18 protein-coding genes are annotated in these 19,657 nt (G+C 42.7%); 12 read left to right on the top strand and 6 right to left on the bottom strand.

The genetic code is table 11. The annotated features are described in order from the left end of the window. The 6 genes from QZU77_RS04005 to glmM (QZU77_RS03980) form a co-directional block, all read left to right on the top strand. Positions 1 to 3,640: Ig-like domain repeat protein (locus QZU77_RS04005; protein ID WP_295600359.1), on the top strand; the 3,640-nt coding region annotated here is incomplete at its 5' end. Between the two features lie 72 nt (positions 3,641 to 3,712). Next, positions 3,713 to 3,994 carry a hypothetical protein gene (locus QZU77_RS04000; protein WP_295600356.1) on the top strand — a complete coding sequence of 94 codons (282 nt, stop codon included), beginning with the start codon at positions 3,713 to 3,715 and terminating at the stop codon, positions 3,992 to 3,994. A gap of 57 nt (positions 3,995 to 4,051) precedes the next feature. Further along, complete coding sequence (locus tag QZU77_RS03995; RefSeq protein ID WP_295600353.1) at positions 4,052 to 4,855, top strand: hypothetical protein; 804 nt, start codon at positions 4,052 to 4,054, stop codon at positions 4,853 to 4,855. Between the two features lie 259 nt (positions 4,856 to 5,114). After that, the gene (locus QZU77_RS03990; protein ID WP_295600350.1) at positions 5,115 to 5,810 is read left to right on the top strand and encodes a TIGR00297 family protein; all 696 of its coding nucleotides are present in this window, start codon (positions 5,115 to 5,117) and stop codon (positions 5,808 to 5,810) included. 110 nt (positions 5,811 to 5,920) lie between these two features. Further along, entirely contained in the window at positions 5,921 to 7,159 is a 1,239-nt protein-coding gene (locus QZU77_RS03985; RefSeq protein WP_295600347.1) for a 2,3-bisphosphoglycerate-independent phosphoglycerate mutase, read from the top strand. Between the two features lie 5 nt (positions 7,160 to 7,164). After that, on the top strand, positions 7,165 to 8,505 hold the full coding sequence (glmM, locus tag QZU77_RS03980) for a phosphoglucosamine mutase (protein WP_295600374.1): 1,341 nt from the start codon (positions 7,165 to 7,167) through the stop codon (positions 8,503 to 8,505). A gap of 84 nt (positions 8,506 to 8,589) precedes the next feature. Here the strand turns inward: glmM (QZU77_RS03980) and QZU77_RS03975 are convergent, their stop codons facing one another. Next, positions 8,590 to 9,309 carry a DUF4012 domain-containing protein gene (locus QZU77_RS03975; protein WP_295600344.1) on the bottom strand — a complete coding sequence of 240 codons (720 nt, stop codon included), beginning with the start codon at positions 9,307 to 9,309 and terminating at the stop codon, positions 8,590 to 8,592. A gap of 159 nt (positions 9,310 to 9,468) precedes the next feature. Then, complete coding sequence (locus QZU77_RS03970) at positions 9,469 to 9,636, bottom strand: rubredoxin (RefSeq protein WP_083495800.1); 168 nt, start codon at positions 9,634 to 9,636, stop codon at positions 9,469 to 9,471. A gap of 153 nt (positions 9,637 to 9,789) precedes the next feature. On the opposite strand from QZU77_RS03970, the gene glmU reads away from it, so the two are divergent. Genes glmU through QZU77_RS03945 form a run of 5 tightly spaced genes read left to right on the top strand, consistent with a single transcriptional unit; the run spans position 9,790 to position 14,529 of the window. After that, positions 9,790 to 11,079 carry a bifunctional sugar-1-phosphate nucleotidylyltransferase/acetyltransferase gene (glmU, locus tag QZU77_RS03965; RefSeq protein ID WP_295600371.1) on the top strand — a complete coding sequence of 430 codons (1,290 nt, stop codon included), beginning with the start codon at positions 9,790 to 9,792 and terminating at the stop codon, positions 11,077 to 11,079. A gap of 11 nt (positions 11,080 to 11,090) precedes the next feature. Then, entirely contained in the window at positions 11,091 to 11,573 is a 483-nt protein-coding gene (locus QZU77_RS03960; protein ID WP_295600340.1) for a gamma carbonic anhydrase family protein, read from the top strand. Positions 11,574 to 11,576: 3 nt separating this feature from the next. Next, the gene (gene hisC, locus QZU77_RS03955) at positions 11,577 to 12,677 is read left to right on the top strand and encodes a histidinol-phosphate transaminase (RefSeq protein ID WP_295600337.1); all 1,101 of its coding nucleotides are present in this window, start codon (positions 11,577 to 11,579) and stop codon (positions 12,675 to 12,677) included. Beyond that, on the top strand, positions 12,677 to 13,381 hold the full coding sequence (locus tag QZU77_RS03950; RefSeq protein ID WP_295600334.1) for an anaerobic ribonucleoside-triphosphate reductase activating protein: 705 nt from the start codon (positions 12,677 to 12,679) through the stop codon (positions 13,379 to 13,381). The genes hisC and QZU77_RS03950 overlap by 1 nt, the downstream gene beginning before the upstream one ends. 11 nt (positions 13,382 to 13,392) lie before the next feature. Continuing rightward, a complete protein-coding gene (locus QZU77_RS03945) occupies positions 13,393 to 14,529 on the top strand; it encodes a tetratricopeptide repeat protein (RefSeq protein WP_295600331.1) in 1,137 nt (378 codons plus the stop codon). Between the two features lie 164 nt (positions 14,530 to 14,693). Here the strand turns inward: QZU77_RS03945 and glmM (QZU77_RS03940) are convergent, their stop codons facing one another. Both glmM (QZU77_RS03940) and QZU77_RS03935 read right to left on the bottom strand, forming a co-directional pair. After that, on the bottom strand, positions 14,694 to 16,058 hold the full coding sequence (gene glmM / locus QZU77_RS03940; protein ID WP_295600328.1) for a phosphoglucosamine mutase: 1,365 nt from the start codon (positions 16,056 to 16,058) through the stop codon (positions 14,694 to 14,696). A gap of 64 nt (positions 16,059 to 16,122) precedes the next feature. Then, a complete protein-coding gene (locus tag QZU77_RS03935; RefSeq protein WP_295600325.1) occupies positions 16,123 to 16,521 on the bottom strand; it encodes an exodeoxyribonuclease VII large subunit in 399 nt (132 codons plus the stop codon). 85 nt (positions 16,522 to 16,606) lie between these two features. Between QZU77_RS03935 and QZU77_RS03930 the strand changes: the two genes are divergently transcribed. Beyond that, complete coding sequence (locus QZU77_RS03930) at positions 16,607 to 17,236, top strand: queuosine precursor transporter (protein WP_295600322.1); 630 nt, start codon at positions 16,607 to 16,609, stop codon at positions 17,234 to 17,236. On the opposite strand, the gene QZU77_RS03925 is transcribed toward QZU77_RS03930, so the two are convergent. Both QZU77_RS03925 and thiC read right to left on the bottom strand, forming a co-directional pair. Further along, positions 17,233 to 18,891 carry an ATP-dependent DNA ligase gene (locus QZU77_RS03925; RefSeq protein ID WP_295600319.1) on the bottom strand — a complete coding sequence of 553 codons (1,659 nt, stop codon included), beginning with the start codon at positions 18,889 to 18,891 and terminating at the stop codon, positions 17,233 to 17,235. The two genes, QZU77_RS03930 and QZU77_RS03925, sit on opposite strands and share 4 nt — an antisense overlap. Next, a partial coding sequence (gene thiC, locus QZU77_RS03920) for a phosphomethylpyrimidine synthase ThiC (protein WP_295600317.1) occupies positions 18,891 to 19,657 on the bottom strand: 767 nt, incomplete at its 5' end. The genes thiC and QZU77_RS03925, both read right to left, overlap by 1 nt.

Here is a 19,657-nt window from a genome sequence, read left to right as displayed (position 1 = left end):
TACTGTTAAGCCTGCTGTTGATTTGGTTATTGTTAAAAACGTTACAAAAACTGAGGTTCATGTAGGTGACATTGTCGAATATACAATTACTGTTACAAATAATGGTCCTTCAAATGCAACTGGTGTATATGTAATGGATGAGTTAGATCCTAGACTTGAATTTGTCAATTCCACTGAATCATGGGGTAAATATAATGCAACAACACATAAATGGACAATTGGTAACATTACTTCAGGCGTAACCGTTACTTTAACCATTAGGGCTAAAGTAATTATGAACGGCACTATTCCTAACTTTGCTAACGTTACTGGAAATGAAAACGATACTAACCTTACAAACAACAATGACACTTCAGACAATGTTACAGCACTTCCACAGGTCAACCTTACAGTAATCAAAACTGTAACTCCTGCAAATGCTACTGTGGGTGATGTTGTGAACTTCACAATAACTGTTGTAAACAACGGTTTAAGCAATGCAACAAAAGTTAACATTTCAGATGTTCTTAACCCTGCATTCGGATTCATTGAGGCATACGGTGGTGCAACTCCTGTCAACGGCAAGTTAACATGGACTATTGACAGGATTGCAAACGGAACAAATGCAAGCGTCTGGGTAAAAGTAAGATTATTGACTAACGGCACATTCACCAATGTTGCTGTTGCTAACTGCAGCGAAAACACAACAAATGTTCCATCAAACGATACAAACATTACAGTGACACCGAATGTCAACCTGACAATCGTAAAATCAGCAAACCCTGCAAACGCAAGTGTGGGAGACCTTGTGAACTTTACAATTACAGTCACAAACAATGGATTGAGCAATGCTACACATGTAGTAATCTCAGATACATTGGATAGTGCATTTGAACTGGTCAAATCATATGGCAATGTTGGAATGGATGCTGGCCGTAAGGTTGTGTGGGTTATTGACAAGTTAGAAAATGGAACAAGCACTACAGTGTGGGTACAGGTTAAACTATTGACCAACGGCACATTCACAAACATTGCAGTAGTAAACTCAACTGAAAACACAACAAACGTTCCGTCAAACGAAACCAACATTACTGTTGCGCCTAAAGCAAACATAACTATTATGAAATACGCTGATATTGCTGAAGGAGTAAATGTAAGTGTCGGTGATGCAGTCAAATTCATAATCGTTGTCAAAAACAACGGCCCAAGCAATGCAACTAATGTGATTGTCACAGATAACTTGAATGAAGCATTCGGATTCAAGTCTTCAAACATTACCTGTGAAAGAGACGGTCAGAAAGTCATATGGAAATTTGATAGGATCAACGTTAATGAAACTGTTACAATTGAACTTATAGTTAATGCAATCAAGAATGGTTTCTACTTCAATGTTGCAGTTGTAAACTCAACTGAAAGTGAAAACGTCACTTCAAATGAAACAGTTGTAACCATTTTACCTGCAGTAAATCTAACAGCGGTCAAAAAGGCTAATCTGACCGGTAATGCAAGTGCAGGAGACCTTGTAAACTTCACAATAACAATATATAACAAAGGCCCATCCGATGCAAGCAATGTAAACATTACTGATGTCCTGCCTTCCGGAATGGAATATGTCACATCAAACGGTGGTGTAAAAACCACTGCAGATGGTGTGACATCTGTAACATGGAATATCGGCAATGTAAAGTTAAACCAAACCGTTGAGGTATGGGTTGTAGTTAAAGTGATGGCTAACGGAACTTTAAGAAATGTTGTAAAAGCAAATTCATCTGAAAACACAACAGGAATAACAAACTACACTGACCTTAACGTGACACCTGCAGTCGACCTTGTAATCAACAAGACTGTTGACAAGACAAATGTGACTGTCGGCGATACAGTAGTATACACCATTACAGTTAAAAACAACGGTCCAAGCAACGCTACAGATGTGGAAGTTACAGAAAACCTCAAAGGTGGAGTTGAGATAACTGCAAACCCATCAAAAGGAACCTATGTCAACAATAAATGGACAATTCCATTGCTTGAGGCAAATGAAACTGCAACATTGACACTGACAGTAAAAGTGCTTAAGGCTGAAACAATCGAGAACAGTGTAGTTGTAAAGGCAAATGAAAACGATACCAACTTGACCAACAACAATTACACTTCTGAAAACGTCACTGTCAATAAGCTTGACACTCCAATCAAGCTTGAAACAGAAAACATAACCTACGGTGATGATGAGCCGATTAAGGTGATCTTGCCTGCAAAAGCTACAGGAACAGTTAACATTACAGTCGGAAACGTCACATATCCTGACCAGCCTATAAATAATGGTGTTGTCGAGCTCACAATTCCTGATTTGGCCGGAGGAGAGTATAACGTGACCGTAACCTATCCTGGTGACGGCAGATATGAAGGAAACTCAACTGCTGGAAAATTCAAGGTGTCTCCAAGAGTGCCTGTAATCCGCATAGAAGTGGTGGACATCATGTACGGTGAAGTTGAAGTATTGAACGTTACAGTAAACGCTCCAGGATTTGTAAACATCACAGTTAACAATGGAGTGGGATCAATCATTGCAGGACTCAACCATACAGTCCAGGAGAAAAACCTGCTCAGGGCATTAAGATTCACACCTTATGACGGTGAGGCAACATGGAAGCTGATAAGACTTGCAGTTGGACAATATCCAGTGACCGCTACATACTTGGGCAATGAAAACTACACCAGCGTAAGTGCCGATGCAGTATTTAAAGTAAGGGCTCTGCCGTCTGTTGTGAATGTCACTGCCGATGACATTTACGTTGGCGAAGATGCAATAATCAAGGTGAGCCTCACACCTGATGCAACAGGAAACGTCACCCTCACAATCGACGGCAAAAAATACACTGTAAACATCACTGGCGGCAAAGGACACTTAACTGTTCCTGGCCTAAAAGCAGGTCTTAAAAACGTTACAGTAAAATACGAAGGCGATGAGCACTATCTGCCAAGTGAAAACTCAACAACATTCAATGTCAAGAAAATCAAGCCACCGATTGATGTTGACTCAGAAGACATCTATGTTGGCGAAGACGAGACAATAACAGTGACTTTACCTAGTGATGCAACAGGGACTGTGACAATCACCGTCAACGGCAAAAAATACACTGCGGATGTTGTCAGCGGCATTGCAGAATTCACCATCCCTGGACTTAAGGCCGGTAAATACACAGTTGATGCCAGCTACAGTGGAGATGACAAGTACCTGCCAACCAATGGTGAGGATAACTTCAAGGTATCCAAGCTGAAACCGGACATTACCGTTGATGCACCGGACATTACAGTCGGTGAAGACGGCACAATAACAGTCACATTGCCGGATGATGCAACAGGAACTGTGACAATTGAAGTTGAGGGCAAAACCTATACTGCGAAAGTCAAAAACGGAAAAGCAGTATTCAAGGTACCTGGATTAAGTGTTGGGGTGCATGGAATTAAAGTATGGTATTCCGGTGATGACAAGTACCTTCCAACTGAAACTGCAGGTGATATATATGTCAAACCGATAAACAAGGAGGAGGATAGTCACAATCAGGTAGGACTTGAAAAACACCCAACCGGAAATCCAATAATCGTGTTAATCTTAGTATTAGTATCAATGGTTGGTGTTGGTTTTAGAAAATTTAAAAAATAATCCCAAATGGGATTATTACACTCTTTTTTTTTAACTGTGCTTTTGTGAAATCATGCACTATCATTAATTTTATTGTATCTTTCCTATCGTAACATTCGAGTTCTAAATTCAAATTTTGATAAAAATCTTGCTGAAAGTTCTGGAAATAATGAGAGAAGTTATGGTGGCGCAATTGCTTTTGCACGTTTAACACCTACAGACCAATCACAATCAAATAATATTCTCATTTATAATTCAAACTTTACAAATAATGTGGTTTATAGTTCAATTTATAATACTAATGATAAGCCTGTTGAATCATATGGTGGTGCAATATATTTTGCAACAGCAAATAATAATATAACCATTGATTGATGTTATTTTGATAACAATACTGCAAAAAAAGGAGGTAATCCTGATAAGGCTGAATCCATGTGTGGTGCAGTCTACTTTGGTGGTTCTAGTTTTAGTTTAATAACTATTAAAGATACTGTATTTTCAAGGAATTCCGCTGATGGCAGATTTGGGGTAATCAACTTCAATAATCCGGTCAATGACTGTAATTTAATTAATGTTACATTTAAGGATAATAAGGGTGTTGCAAGACTCCAGGCCAAACTGGATGTCGGAAACTATGAGGTAACCTCCATCAACCCTGTAACCGGTCAAAAAGTGGTTAAAAACTTAACTATCGTCAAACGTATAGTTGAAAACAAGGATGTGACAATGGACTTCGACGACGGAACATATGTAGTGGTAAGGGCAATAGATGATGACGGTACTCCAGTGGGTGCTGGCGAAGTCGTTTCCCTTAAGGTTAACGGAATCAGCTACGTTGGCGTAACCAACAATAATGGTTATGCTAAGGTTAAGATTAACTTGAACCCTAAAAAGTACACAATGACCTTCCAATACAGAGGTTATAAGACCACCAGCAAGCTGGTTGTAAAACAAACAATGAAGCTGGTCAAGAAAACCGTCAAGGTCAAAAAAGGCAAGAAGATAGTTCTTAAGGCAAAAGTCAAACTATCCAACGGCAAGGCAGTTAAGGGTAAAGTCATTAAATTCAAGTTTAAAGGCAAGTACTACAAGGCCAAAACCAACAAGAAGGGTATTGCTAAAGTAACTATCAAGAAGAAATCCGTGCTTAAGAAACTCAAGAAGGGTAAGAAGTACAAATACACTGCAATTTACAACAAGAACAAGGTCAGTGGAAAAGTTAAAATTAAAAAATAAATGGGATTCATAATTTCCCATTTACACTATTTTTTTTAAATTTTTATCATCTCATGTAGGTGAGTTTGAAGCAATATTATTTTTTCTAAAACTTCTCATTTTAAAACAAATATTTGACTGATAATTTTGTATGTTTAACTCATAACTATCATGATAATGAATCATATTTACATTTAAATCGCTTAGTAAATCATTTGGGTTTTTCATTCAAGATAATGTTTTTATATCATCTTCAACATAATTAATGTTGAGGGTAAACATGCAGACACTAATGATAAACTGGGCTTACGTTTTGATTCTATTCATTCTGGGTTTCATAACCTACAAGAGAAAATCACTTGACTTTTTCGGCTCAGCAGTAATGGTAATAATGGGCATCGTGATAATATTTTCAGCAGGAGCCAACTGGCTGCTTTTAATCATACTCTTTTTGGTAATGTCACTGCTCGCCACCAAATACTCCAAGAAATACAAGATGTCACTGGGAGAGTTTGAAGGAAGAAGAACCTCCAAAAACGTCATCTCAAATGGAGTAGTCGCATGTTTCATGGCCGCATTCGGAGGATACTACCTGCCCTTCGTCGGAGGATTCATAGGCGCCATAGCAACAGCAACCGCAGACACACTCGCCTCTGAAATCGGAGTGTTGGATGCACATCCTAGATTGATAACAACACTTCAGAAAGTCGATCCAGGAACAAACGGTGCAGTCTCACCATTGGGAACAGCTGTCGCAATCGCAGGAGCAGCAATAATAGGTATAGCAGCATTCCTTCTTGGAGTCGTGGCCAATCCGCTATCCGCAATACTCGTGTCAATCATATCCGGAACAGTGGGATGCTTCATGGACAGCATACTCGGTGCAGTATTCGAGAACCATGGCTTCATGACCAACGAGCACGTTAACCTGATTGCAACAATAGTCGGTGCAATCGTTGGAATACTTCTGATTTAAACTTTTTTTCTAAACCTGATTTTAAAATTTTAAACTGTATTTTTAAATAAATTATTTTAACTATTAAACATAAAAATTATAATAGTATAATTTATTAAAGGTGATATTTTATGAAAGGTCTTATTTTAATAATGGATGGTATGGGCGACCGTCCGATTAAGGAATTAGGAAACAAAACTCCTCTTGAAGCAGCCAACACTCCAAACATGGACAAGATGGCCGCTGAAGGAATAACTGGAATAATGGACTCAATCGCTCCTGGAATCATACCTGGAAGCGACACCGCACACTTGTCCATACTGGGATACAATCCATATGAAGTCTACACTGGAAGAGGACCGTTCGAGGCAAACGGAGTGGGAGTTGACGTCCTGCCGGGCGACATCGCATTCAGATGCAACTTCTCCACAGCTGACGAGAACCTCATCGTGACAGACAGGCGTGCAGGAAGAATCAAGGAAGGGACCAAGGACATAGTCGACGTGCTGAACACAATGGTTCTTGAAGACTATCCTGACATCAAGATAATATTCAAGGAATCAACAGGCCACAGGGCAGTGCTCGTGCTTCGCGGAGAAGGATTATCCGATAAGGTAAGTGATGCAGACCCTAAAGTCGAAGGAAACAAACCGAAGGAAGTAAAAGCACTTGACGACACACCTGAAGCCGCAAAAACCGCAGACATCCTAAACAAGCTGGTTGTCAAAACCTATGAAATGGTCAAGGACCATCCGGTAAACCTCAAAAGAATCGAGGAAGGATTGCCGCCAGCAAACATCGTCATCCCTCGTGGAGCAGGCGAAGTGCCAGTGGTGGAATCACTCAATGAAAAATACGAAATCAACTCCGCATGCATAGCCGAAACCGGACTCATCATGGGTATCGGAAGATTCGCAGGAATGGACATAATCGAAATGGACGACGTCACCGGAGGAATCGACACAAACCTCGACAACATCCGTGACACAATCATCGACCAGGTTAAAAACTCAGACCATGACTTCTTCCTGATAAACATTGACGGAGCAGACGAAGCGGGTCACGACGGCCAGACAATTGAGAAAAAGGAATTCATTGAAAAGGTCGATGAAGTGGTGATGAGCGAACTCATTAAACTCGAGGACGTATACATTTACCTCACAGCAGACCACTCAACACCAATATCCGTAATGAACCACTCAGGAGACCCAGTGCCTGTGCTCATCAGAGGACCTGAAGTGAGAACCGATGACGTGACAGAATTCTCCGAAAGGGCATGTGCAAAAGGAGGATTAAACCGCATCAGAGGCTCAGACGTCATGAACATCATGATGGATCTAATGAATTACGCTCATAAGTTCGGTGCATAAGGGTGATCAAGTTGGCTAAAAAACTATTCGGAACCTCAGGGATACGCGGAAAAATAGGCTCAGAAGTAACCTGTGAACTCGCATTGAACGTCGGAAAATCCCTGGCATACTACCTGGGCAATGAGGGCACAGTGGTCATAGGATACGATACACGTACTACAAACAAGATGCTCGACCAGGCAATAACCGCAGGGCTTCTTGAAAGCGGAGTCAACGTAATCAAGATAGGAATGGTTCCAACACCATTGGTCGGCTATGCTACAGAAAAACTCAATGCCGATGCAGGAATAATGCTCACCGCTTCACACAACCCTTCCCCATACAACGGCATAAAATTATGGAACAAGAACGGAATGGCATACACCTCCGCACAGGAAAGTGAAATCGAGGAGATATACTCCAACAGGGATTACATTTCAGTAACCTGGGATAAGATAGGCAAGCTAAGCGAAAACGAGGAAATCAAAGGCCAATACATTGATGATTTAGTTGATATGGTAAACATCAAGCCTGGCCTCAAGGTCGTTGTTGACTGCGCATCAGGAGCCGGAAGCGAAATATCACCTTTAGTATTCAGGAAAGCAGGATGTGAAGTGACAACCCTCAACTCACAACCTGACGGATTCTTCCCTGGACGCAACCCTGAGCCAAATGCCGAAAACCTCCAGACACTCATGAAAACCGTGGTGGCAATCGGAGCAGACCTCGGTATCGCCCATGACGGGGATGCAGACAGGATGATCACCGTTGATGAAACCGGTGAAATCTCACCGTTCGACTCATTGCTGGCATTGATCTCCAAGGAATTCGACGGGGATATAGTCACAACCGTCGATGCGGGACTGTGCATGGACGAGTCAGTCAACGGCAAGGTTTACAGGACACCCGTTGGAGACGTCAACGTTGCTGAGGTCATCATAGAAAAAGATGCCGCATTCGGAGGGGAGCCTTCAGGAACATGGCTGCACCCTGACTTCTGCATGTGCCCGGATGGAATACTGTCAGGATTGAGAATGGCTGAACTCGTATCCAACAAGGGCAAGCTGTCAGAGCTGCTTGCTGAAATCCCGTCATATCCAAACATCCGCGAAAAGATAACCTGCTCCAAGGAAGCCAAGGTCAAGGTGATGGAGAACATGCAGGATTTGCTTGAAGAGGCCTTCGACGATATAGCTGAAGTCAACTCCCTTGACGGCGTGAGGCTCACATTCGCTGATGACAGTTGGGTTTTGGTAAGGCCGTCAGGCACTGAAGACTACATTAGAATAACCCTTGAATCCCGAGATGCCGACAGGGCTGAGGAGATTAGGGAAGTCTGTGTAAAAATAATCAATGAGAATCTATAATTCTCTATTTTCTCTTTTTTTGTTAAATATTTAAAAAAATAAGTTCTTTAAAGAATGCATGATTCTTTAAAGATTGTTTTAAGTTTATCCTAGCGATTCAATTCCTTTTGTAGCAAGCAAGTTTGTAAATGAACCCTCAGGTTTCATTACGATATTTCCTTTTGAGTATTCATTCAATGCTGCTTGAATCATAGTTGCTTTCTTGTCAGGGTTTGCTGCCGCTTGAGCTAATGCCTTAACAAGCACCATAACAGCATCTGACCTTGACATTGTTCCTGAAACTCCTTCGTTACCTGCATATCCATTGTATGCATCGTTTTCACGAATAATGTCTGTTGCACTAAGGTTTGTTTCAACACCGTCTACTTTTAATGGGCGTATTGAATCAATAATGTTGTCCACACCTTCGTCATAAACAAGAACAACTGCATCTGCAGTTAAATTAGTGTTTGCTTCCACGATTTCTTTTGCGTATTGCATACCATCATCAACACCGTCATATAGACAATCGTGCAGGAACATTTTTCCTCCACCAAGGGCACTTGATGCGGGTTGTGTTGGATGTGTCATTCCTCCAGGGTATACTGGAGTGTAATTAGCGAAACTTCCGTTTTCCAAGTGGATCATGAATGCCATGTCCACTCCACCGTTTGACTGTTCGTATTTATCAGAGGTTAATAGTAATATGTCCTTATTTTCTTGAGTAAGGTTTGGACCGGTATTCAAAGCACCGTAAATTGATGCTAATAGTCCAATAAGAATAACTATCAAGATAGCTATTATCAGTTTTTTTGTTCTAGTCATCTTATTTCCCACGCTTAATTTTAAAATTCACATTAAAATTCGTCAAGTAAATAAAACTACAATATTATTTTTAAAAATTAAATTATATAAATATTTTTAACAATTTTAGGTTTATGTGAGAAAAAGTTATTGTAAAAAATGAAAATTGAAGAAGAGTTTTTATTCTTCTTCTGCAATGAATGCTTCAATACCTAAAGCAGCGCATTCTGGACAAACCCAGTCGTCTGGCATGTCTGCAGGAGTTGCTCCAGCAGGAATGTTGTAAGCAGGGTCGCCTTTTTCTGAATCAAATCTGTATTCGCAGTGTAAACAAACATATATAGTCATTTTATTATCTCCTTAAAATTTTTGCCATTAGCATAGCTAATATAATTTGAGTTTATTAAAACTATTATTTAAAATTACTTATTTGAGTAGATAAGTTAATTAATAAGTAATGAGTTACACATATAATATTATTATAATATTTTATAGGGGATAATAAAAGTGAAAGCAATTATTTTAAGCGCCGGCGAAGGTTCTAGGATGAGGCCGTTAACACTTACAAAGCCTAAGACCATGCTTCCGGTTGCTGGAAAACCGATCATTCAATATAATATCGAATCATTGAGAGATAATGGAATTAAGGATATCCTATTGATAGTGAGATACAAGGAAGAGATGGTTCGGGACTACTTCGGTGACGGTAGCGACTTCGGGGTGAACATTACCTACCAGACACAAAAGGACTTTTTAGGAACAGCAAACGCCATCGGCTACGGTAAGGATTTCATCAAGGATAGCATGATAGTCCTGAACGGTGACATCATCCTGGACAATGAGATCATTCATGAAATCATCAAGAAATACAATTACCTCAAGCCTGACACATTGATGGTGCTGACTGAAGTGGAGGACCCGTCAGCATTCGGTGTGGTTGAAATAGAAAACGGAAACATCAAAAGCATTGTTGAAAAGCCTAAAAAGGAGGAGGCTCCAAGCAACCTGGTCAATGCGGGAATCTACATTTTCAACAAGGACATCTTCGACAAGATAGACCGCACTGAAATCTCAGAGCGTGGAGAGTATGAAATCACAGACTCCGTGACCCTGCAGATTCAGGACGGCAAAACAGTGATAGGCCACAAGACCAACAAGGATTGGATTGATGTTGGAAGACCATGGGAACTCATTGAAGTAAATGAGGAATTGATCGGCCAGCTCAAGACTGAAATCAAGGGTCATGTTGAGGACGGAGCCCATATCCATGGGGAGGTTTTCCTTGATGAGGGAAGCATCATCCGGGCCGGAGTATACATTGAGGGAAACGTATACATAGGAAAGAACTGTGACATAGGCCCAAACTCATACATACGCGGAAACTCATACCTCGGCGACAATGTCCATGTCGGAAACGCCGTTGAAATCAAGAACTCAATCATCATGGAGAACACCAACGTCAGCCACTTGAGTTATGTCGGGGACTCAGTGATAGGATCCAACTGCAACATTGCGGCTGGAACAAACATCGCTAACCTGAGGTTCGACAACCGCTCAGTCAAGACAAAAATCAAGAACCAGATGATAGACAGCGGAAGGCGCAAGCTCGGATCAATCATTGGGGATTCCGTAAAGACAGGCATCAACTCAAGCTTCTCACCTGGAGTGAAGGTTGGCCACAATGCCACTATAGGCTCAGGGGTTTTATTATATGATGATGTACCCTCCGATACACGCGTATTGGTAAAACAGAATCATATCATACAAGACAAGAATAAGATAAAAAAATAAATGGCGATATTATGGAAAATAATAAAGACTCTATTGTAATATGCCCAGGCGCACAAGTACTTGGAAAAGTTGAATTAGGCGAAAACGTATCAATCTGGCACGGAGCCGTGCTCAGGGGAGACACTGATACGATAACAATCGGTGACAATTCCAATGTCCAAGACAATTGCGTAGTTCACTGCACCAAAGGATTTCCTGTGGAAATCGGAGACAATGTGTCCGTCGGCCACGGTGCAGTAGTTCACGGATGCAAGCTTGACGACAATGTCCTCATAGGGATGAACGCAACAGTCCTTAACGGAGCCCACATAGCCAAGAACTCAATTGTAGGTGCCGGAGCTGTTGTGAGTGAAGGAAAGGAATTCCCTGAAGGAAGCCTTATACTAGGTGTTCCGGCAAAAGCGGTCAAGCAGGTCACACCTGAACAGATTGAAATGATTCAGAATAATGCAAATAATTATGTGAAACTTTCCAAACAATATAAGGAAGATTAGAATATGAAAGCAAGGCAAATCGTAGAAGAAATGGATTCATATGTACCTGGAAAATCTCAAGACGAGATTGCCAGTGATTTCAACCTAAAAAAAGAAGACATCATTAAACTGGGGTCAAACGAAAACCCATGGGGCCCATCCCCAAAGGCAATGAAAGCCATTGAAGAGGAGATACATGCAATCAACAGATACCCTGAATCACAATTGCATGAGCTTGTCGATGAAATGGCCAAATATTCGGGAGTCAAGCCCTCACAGGTAATCATTGGCGGAGACGGTGCAGATGAAATCATCGATGTGCTTGCTAAAACATTCATTGACGATGGCGACGAGTTCATCGTCCCATTGCCATCATACATGTACTATGAATACCTGTTGAAGCAATACGGTGCAAAACCGGTTTACGCAAAATGGGACTTGGACGCCAATGAGCTTGATGTCGACTCAATTTATGAGGCCATCACTCCAAAAACCAAGATGATATTCCTCTGCAGTCCGAACAATCCGACAGGAACACTGATTGACAAGGAAGTTCTCGTTGATATGGCGGCCAAGAACCCTGAAATACTGATAGTCATCGACGAGGCATACTTCGAGTACTCAGAAGTCACCAACAAGGACCTGATCAACGATCACGACAACATATTCATCATCCGCACAATGTCAAAGGTATTGGGCCTTGCTGGAATGCGCATAGGCTACGGCCTTGCATGCGAAGAGATAATTGAGTACATGCACAGAATCAAGCCGGTATTCTCACTCACCAGACTTTCATTCGTTGCGGCACTGAACACCTTCAGGGACACTGAATACATTCAGGAATCCATACGCAAGGGAATTGAATCAAGACAGTACCTCTACGATGAAGTCTCCAAGATTGACGGATTATACGTGTTCCCGTCAAAATCAAATTTCATGCTTATAAACGTCAAGCAAACAGGCTACACCGCTTCCGAGCTGGCGCTTGAGCTCATGAAGAAGGGAATCATCGTGCGTGACTGCACATCATTCAAGGGCTTGGATGAGTACTGGATAAGGATAAGCATCTGCACACTGGAGGAGGATGCCAAGTTCATTGAAATTTTAAAAGAGGTTTTAAGCTAATGTATATTGGAGGAACAGTAATATCTTCAGTTGAATTCCATGGAAACATGTCACTGGTCATCTTCATGTCAAAATGCCCATTGGCATGCCGGTACTGCCACAATGTTGAACTGCTGGAGGATGAGTCCGAAAAGACATTCGAGGAAGTGAAGGAGGAAATAGACTCATCATTCGATTTTCTCGATGCAGTGGTCATATCCGGCGGCGAGCCTCTGGTTCAAACCGATGAGGTAATTGAAATACTTGAGTATGTCCGTGAAATCGGACTTAAAACCAAACTGGACACCAGCGGAATCTATCCGGAAAAGCTTAAGAAGATCCTTGACTTGGGCCTTTTGGATTATGTTTCCCTTGACGTCAAGACAACATTCCCAAAATACCGCAAAATCACCGGAGCCAATGTAGGCTTTGAAGTTAAAAAATCAATGGAATACATCAACGACGCAGGAGTTCACCTGGAAGCGAGGACAACCTACGTTCCGACACTGCACACCAAAAAGGACATCATCAATCTCGTAGACGAGATAACCGCCGATGTCTACACCATACAGCAATTCAGAAACAAGAACGTGCTTGACCCTGCACTGGAAAAAGTTGAAGTCCCAAACCCTCACGACCTGGCCGATCTGGCCCGTGAAATCAAGCCGTATTTCGACGGCATAGTCAAGGTCAAGTCAGGGGAGTTCGGAGAGCAAGTCATTTAAAGTGTAATATTATGCCGATTCTATCCTTTTCAAGTAATGATATAGATGTAATCACTGGTAAGAAAACCAGAACCATACGCAAGGCGTGGAAGACTCCGCTTAAGGTAGGAGACAGACTGTACTGCTACTGGAATCTCGTCTCCAAAGAGAAGATGAAGATTTTCGAGGCATTCGTTACAGGCATCGAAACGGTTTCGTTTGAGGACATCAAGGATGATGAGGAATTGGCTCGTCAGGAAGGATTCAAGGACTGTAAGGACATGCTTAGGGAATTCAAGAAAATGTATGGGGGACGCATCAGTCCTGACGATGAGTTCCAAATAATATCCTTTGAAAAAATCGATATAGACGATTGGAAAGGGGATAAGATTGATGAAAAGGCGATGATTACCAAACGTGCGGACATTCTTTTTGACAGCGGCAAGTTTGACAAGTCCACAATGTGCTATGATGCGGCACTTCGCCTTGACCCTAATGACGTTTACCTTTTAAACAAGCAGGGGGATAACCTCTCAAGGCTGGGCAAGTTCATTGAGGCCATCGAGTGCTATGACAAGGCCTTGGAAATTGAACCCGCAAATATTTATATCCTCAACAATAAGGCCATTGCCCTTTTGAATTCAGGAAACATCAACGAGGCATTGAAGGTAAGCAACATCGCATACAACTATCGTCCGAGCAGCCCGATAATATTGTACTGGAGGGGTTTCATCCTTGAGATGCTTGGAAGGTATGATGATGCGCTCAAGGTCTATGACAAGCTGATTGAGATTGACGGTGAAAACCCTGAGGTTTGGAATTCCCGCGGAAACCTGTTGACTGACATGGGGATGTTGGAGGAGGCTATTGAATCCTTTGACAAGGCTGTTGAAGTATGTTTGGATGATTCTGAGATGGATGCTTCAGCAATCAACCGTATGGGTAACGCTTATATTGATTTGGGTCAGCTTGATGATGCATTGGAATGTTTCAATAAGGCCATTGCCCTTGAGAAGAACAATATCGACTTCATGCTCAACAAGGGTGTTGTGCTGATGGAGCTTGGAAAGTTCGAGGATGCGGTGGACAGCTTTAACATGGTGCTTCTGAGAGACCCTGACAATGAGGATGCATTCTTCCTGAAAGAGGAATGTCTTGAATATTTCTAGATTCATGTAGATTACATGATTTGTTTTTTTAGTTTTCAATAATTACTATTTTTAAATTAAAATAAGCATCGATTAAATTAAAAGTTTTAATATAATATATTTTTTAATCAATCGTTTAAGCAATTAAATTAAAAGGTTTTTGGTGATGGTTTTTTCGTATTTGATTATTTCTTATACTTCTTAATAAGCCTCATACCCCAATCGGTCATCTCGTCAGCCTTTGCTTGAGAATCAGATTCCGAAAAGCACCTGAAGATCGGTTCGGTTCCTGACGGCCTGATGATGACCCAACCGTCATCCTTAAGTATCTTGACGCCATCAGTCAAGTCCAACTTGAAATCAGTGGTCTGTTTGATCTCATCGGCAATGCTTGTCATGACGAACTCCTTCTCATCATCCGGACATTCAATCTTCATCTTGCTTGCATAATAAACCGGCAACTCGGCCACCAGTTCGGATAATGGCTTTCCTTCCTTGGCTACAATCTCAAGGATCTTGGCAACTGTCATCACAGCGTCCCTGCCATAAACGAAATCAGGGAAAATCAAACCGCCGTTCTCCTCGCCACCAAACAATCCGTCAGTGTCCTTGAGCTTACGGGCAACAAGCAAATCGCCAACGGCAGTTGCAATGACCTCACCGCCATACTCCTCTGCAACATCATAAATCGCCTGGGAGGTTGCAACGGTGGTGACGATGGTTCCTCCATTGTTTTCCTTAAGCATCTGCTTTTCAACAAGGGTGAATGTCTTGTCTCCTAAAACGAAATTCCCCTTCTCGTCAATGCAGATTGTCCTGTCGGCATCACCGTCATGGGCAAGACCAATGTCGGCACCCAGTTCCTTAACGACACTGATCAGTTCCTGAAGGTTTTCCTCAATAGGTTCAGGGTTACGTCCAGGGAAGAAACCGTCAGGCTGTGCGTTTAAAGTGGTGACGTCACAGCCAAGCTTTCGAATGAGGTACGGTGCGGTGTAGCATCCTGCACCAGACCCGCAATCCACAACCACCTTCAGGTTGGCGTTCCTGATTGCCTCGCCGTCAACCTTGCTGATTGCCTCATCAACATACTCGTCAATGATCTTGTCGTTGGTGTAAACCTCACCGATCTGTGAGAAATCAGCCCTTTTCGGTTCGGCGTCAAAGTATAATCTTTCAATTTCCAATTCCATATCGTCAGGTATTCCAATACCGTCAGAGTCAAGGAACTTAATACCGTTATATTTTGGAGGATTGTGTGAAGCGGTAATCATTACTCCACCATCATAATACTTGCGAACAGCATACTGAACACCAGGTGTAGGCAGTATTCCTAAATCCACAACGTCACATCCTGATGACAACAGTCCTGCCTTCACAGCTTCCATCAACATTGGAGTTGAAGTACGAGTGTCCCCGCCAACGGCAACAGTGCCCTGAACAACACTGCCGTAGCATGCGGCAAGCCTTGTTGCAAATTCAGGGGTTAAAACATCATTGGCAGTTCTTCTAACTCCAAAAGTTCCAAATAATCTTTTCTTATCAGACATGTTCTAATTTCCTATAAAATTTTATATTAGTTATTTATGATTTTCAATAAATAAAAATATGTTGTTAGGAAATTATACGCAAACTGTCCCCGCTTGACAATATCAGTTCCAAGTCGGAATTGTACTCGGTTATTGTCCCGACAACCTGGACTCGACGGTTTTTGAAATCCTCAATATCCAGGTTCCTGCCCTGAATCTCGGCAACCTGGTTTTCAAAGATAATCAGGGAAATCTGCGCCTCCCCGTCATTGATGTTTAAAAAGTAGCTGGTCTTCGAGCTTGACTGGGCCACGTCAGTAATCACGCCGGTGATTTTCACTTCCTCATCAATCATCCCACGATTAATGTCCTTAATCGCAATTTCCTTAACCTCAATTGTTGGAGTGAAGATTATCAAACCTATTATTCCAATAAGAGATGTTATCAAAGCTATTTTCAATAATTTATCATCTGTAATTTCCATAATTGAAGATTGGGGCTTATAGCTTATATATTTGTGACAAGTCCACTGCAAAGTTTATTTTAACTTGGAAAAACATACTAACCATATGTTTGAAAATTCGACCAAAACAAGCCTATACGCCACACTGACCGGTGTTTTCACTGCGGCACTGATAATATCAAACATCATTGCCGGCAAGACATTCGACTTTTTTTCTCTGACACTGCCCTGCGGTGTGATAATCTTTCCGGTGATATATATCGTTAATGATGTTCTTGCCGAATGCTACGGCTACGACAAGGCCCGTAAAGTGATACTGTTGGGATTTTTCATGAATCTCATAGCGGTGGTGTGCTACAACATAACAATCATGCTTCCCGCTCCGGTGTTTTTTGAAAATTCACAGGCATTCAGCACAGTGCTGGGTTCAACATGGAGGCTTTTGGCTGCAAGCTTCATCGCATATCTTGCAGGTTCGCTGGTCAATGCCAAGGTGATGGTTCGCCTCAAGAGCTGGGATGACGATAAGCTCTTCTTCAGGTGCATAATCTCAACACTCTTCGGTGAGGGATTGGATGCAATAATATTCATATTCATAGGATTCTACGGAACAATGCCCCTTGAGGCATTAATAGTGATGATCGTTGCTCAGGCACTCTTCAAGACTGTGTATGAGATAATCGTATATCCGGTGACAAGAATCGTAATAGACAGGGTGAAGGCCCTGCCAAACTAGTTTCCCGTATGATACATTGAAAGCAGCCTTTCAACGGTATCGGCATCCATGGGGCTTTTGTCCTTACGGATGTTCTTTACGACAGGGAACCTCAATGAGTAGCCTGTCTCATACTCGGGGGATTCAACTATTTCGGAAAATGCAATCTCAAGAACAATCTTAGGCTCAACTGTTATCTCACGGCCCTTGGTTGAAATCTCCAGCTCCTTCATCCTGCCGGTGAGGTACTCGAGAGCTGCATCATCAAGGCCGGTTCCCACAAGCGCAACGGTTTTGAACTCATTGTCCTCGTCCCTCAACGCTAAAAGATAAGAGCCCACGAAGTCCCCACGTTTGCCTATGCCGTATATTCCACCAACAACAACCATATCAAGTGTTTCAGGCTCGGCCTTATACTTAAGCATCTTCTTGCCCCTAAGGCCGGGAATATACTTTTCGGTGGAGTCCTTAATCATTATTCCCTCATGCCCCTCATTGATTGACCATTCGAAGAGTTCCTGAATCTCATCGATATTCTCGGCAGTGCCCATTTTCATGGTGCTCAGGTTCATCTCATCCACTGAGGTGTCCACGATGCTTTCAAGTGTTTCACGCCTAACCTTCAAGGGCTCGTCAATCATCGGAACCTTATAGTACATCACGTCAAAGAGATAAACCTTCAAGGGCACGTTCTCCATTGCCTCCTCAACATTATGCTTCCTGCGCACACGATGCAAAACATTTTGGAAAGGCAAAGGCTTGCCGTTGCGTGTTGCTATGACCTCTCCCTCAACGATATAGTCATCATGAGGCAAGTGCTCATTGAAAAGCTCCACAATCTCAGGCAATGCATTGGTGATGTTTTCAAGCCTGCGTGTGAAGATGTTGATTTCATCACCGTTTCTGTGAACCTGCAGTCTTATTCCATCATACTTGGTGTCGCATAACGCCTCGCCCATCTCAGGGATGATCTCATCAAGCGGAGGAGCCAGCTGGGCAAGCATCGGCTTTACAGGGGTTCCCGGTGTAAGGTTAAGCTTTGCCAATCCTTCCTCCCCTTCCTCCTTGGCGGTTCTGGCCACAACGGAAAAGTCATTGGTGAGCATCTGCGCACGCTCAACAACCGCCTTGTCAATATCAAATGCCTGGGCTATTGCGTCACGAACAACCCCGTCACCAACACCGATCCTCAGCTCCTCTGTGATGGTTCGTGTTAGATATTTGGCCTCGGTGGCGCTTGCCTGACTTAACAGTTCAAGTATGACTGCGATTTTACGGTTGGTTGACCTTGAACCTGAAATCTGTGAGAGCTTTCGAAGACTGTTGAATACGAAATCGATTGTCAAAGGCTGTGAGAAGAATGTCATCTGGGACTTCTTGGCATACAATTTGATGCATGCAAGGCCAATGTCTCCCTCGTCACGAACGGCATCCTCAACCGCAGCCTGAGTGGTTCCTACAGCCTCTGCAACCGCACGCTCCACAAGCTTGCCTCCGATGCCAATTTCTTCAGAACTCCATGCCGGGAAAACAACTCCCAGAATGAGCAGCCCCACCTTTTCGATGGTGTCTGAATCCAATGTCTTCAGGTATTGTGAGATTATCTCGGTCTTTTCAAGTCTCTTTGTGGTTGCCTCAAGGGCTGAGTAAACATCCACCAGTTCCTGATACTTCATTAGAAATCGCCCTTAGCTATTTTAACTGCACAATATTCTCCGCACATTGCGCACATCTCATCATCATCCAACTCGCACTTGTCACGGTACTTGCGTGGCTTGGACTTGTCCAATGCTAGATTGAACTGCTCTTCCCAGTCGAAGTTCTTGCGTGCACGTGCCATGGCGCGTTCACGCTCCCATGCCTGCGGCAGGCCTTTTGCAACATCAGCCGCTTCAGCAGCAATCTTGGATGCAACCACTCCTTCCTTAACGTCCTCCAGGCTTGGAAGTGACAGGTGCTCTGCAGGTGTGACATAGCATAAAAAGCTTGCTCCTGCGGTTGCGGCAATTGCCCCTCCTATTGCTCCTGTTATGTGGTCGTAGCCAGGTGCAAGGTCAGTAACCAATGGTCCGAGCACATAGAATGGCGCACCGTGACATATTGTCTTTTGTATCTCCATGTTTGCCTTGATCTGGTTAAGTGGCATGTGGCCTGGGCCTTCAACCATAACCTGCACGTTGGCATCCTGTGCCCTTTTGACAAGGCCTCCTAGATTGACAAGCTCTTGGATTTGAGGGATATCGCTTGCATCAGCCAGGCAGCCAGGACGCAGGCCGTCGCCTAATGACAATGTGATGTCGTATTCATAGGACAGTTCCAATAGGTAATCGTAATTCTCATATAATGGGTTTTCCATCTCGTTATGGTTGATCCATGAGGCCATGAATGTTCCTCCACGGCTGACAATTCCCATCATTCTGTTTGCCGCCTTAAGCTTTTCAA

Origin of the sequence: uncultured Methanobrevibacter sp. (assembly GCF_902774605.1) — an archaeon.
In the GTDB taxonomy this organism is placed as follows: domain Archaea; phylum Methanobacteriota; class Methanobacteria; order Methanobacteriales; family Methanobacteriaceae; genus Methanocatella.
This window is presented reverse-complemented; position numbering and strand designations above follow the sequence as displayed.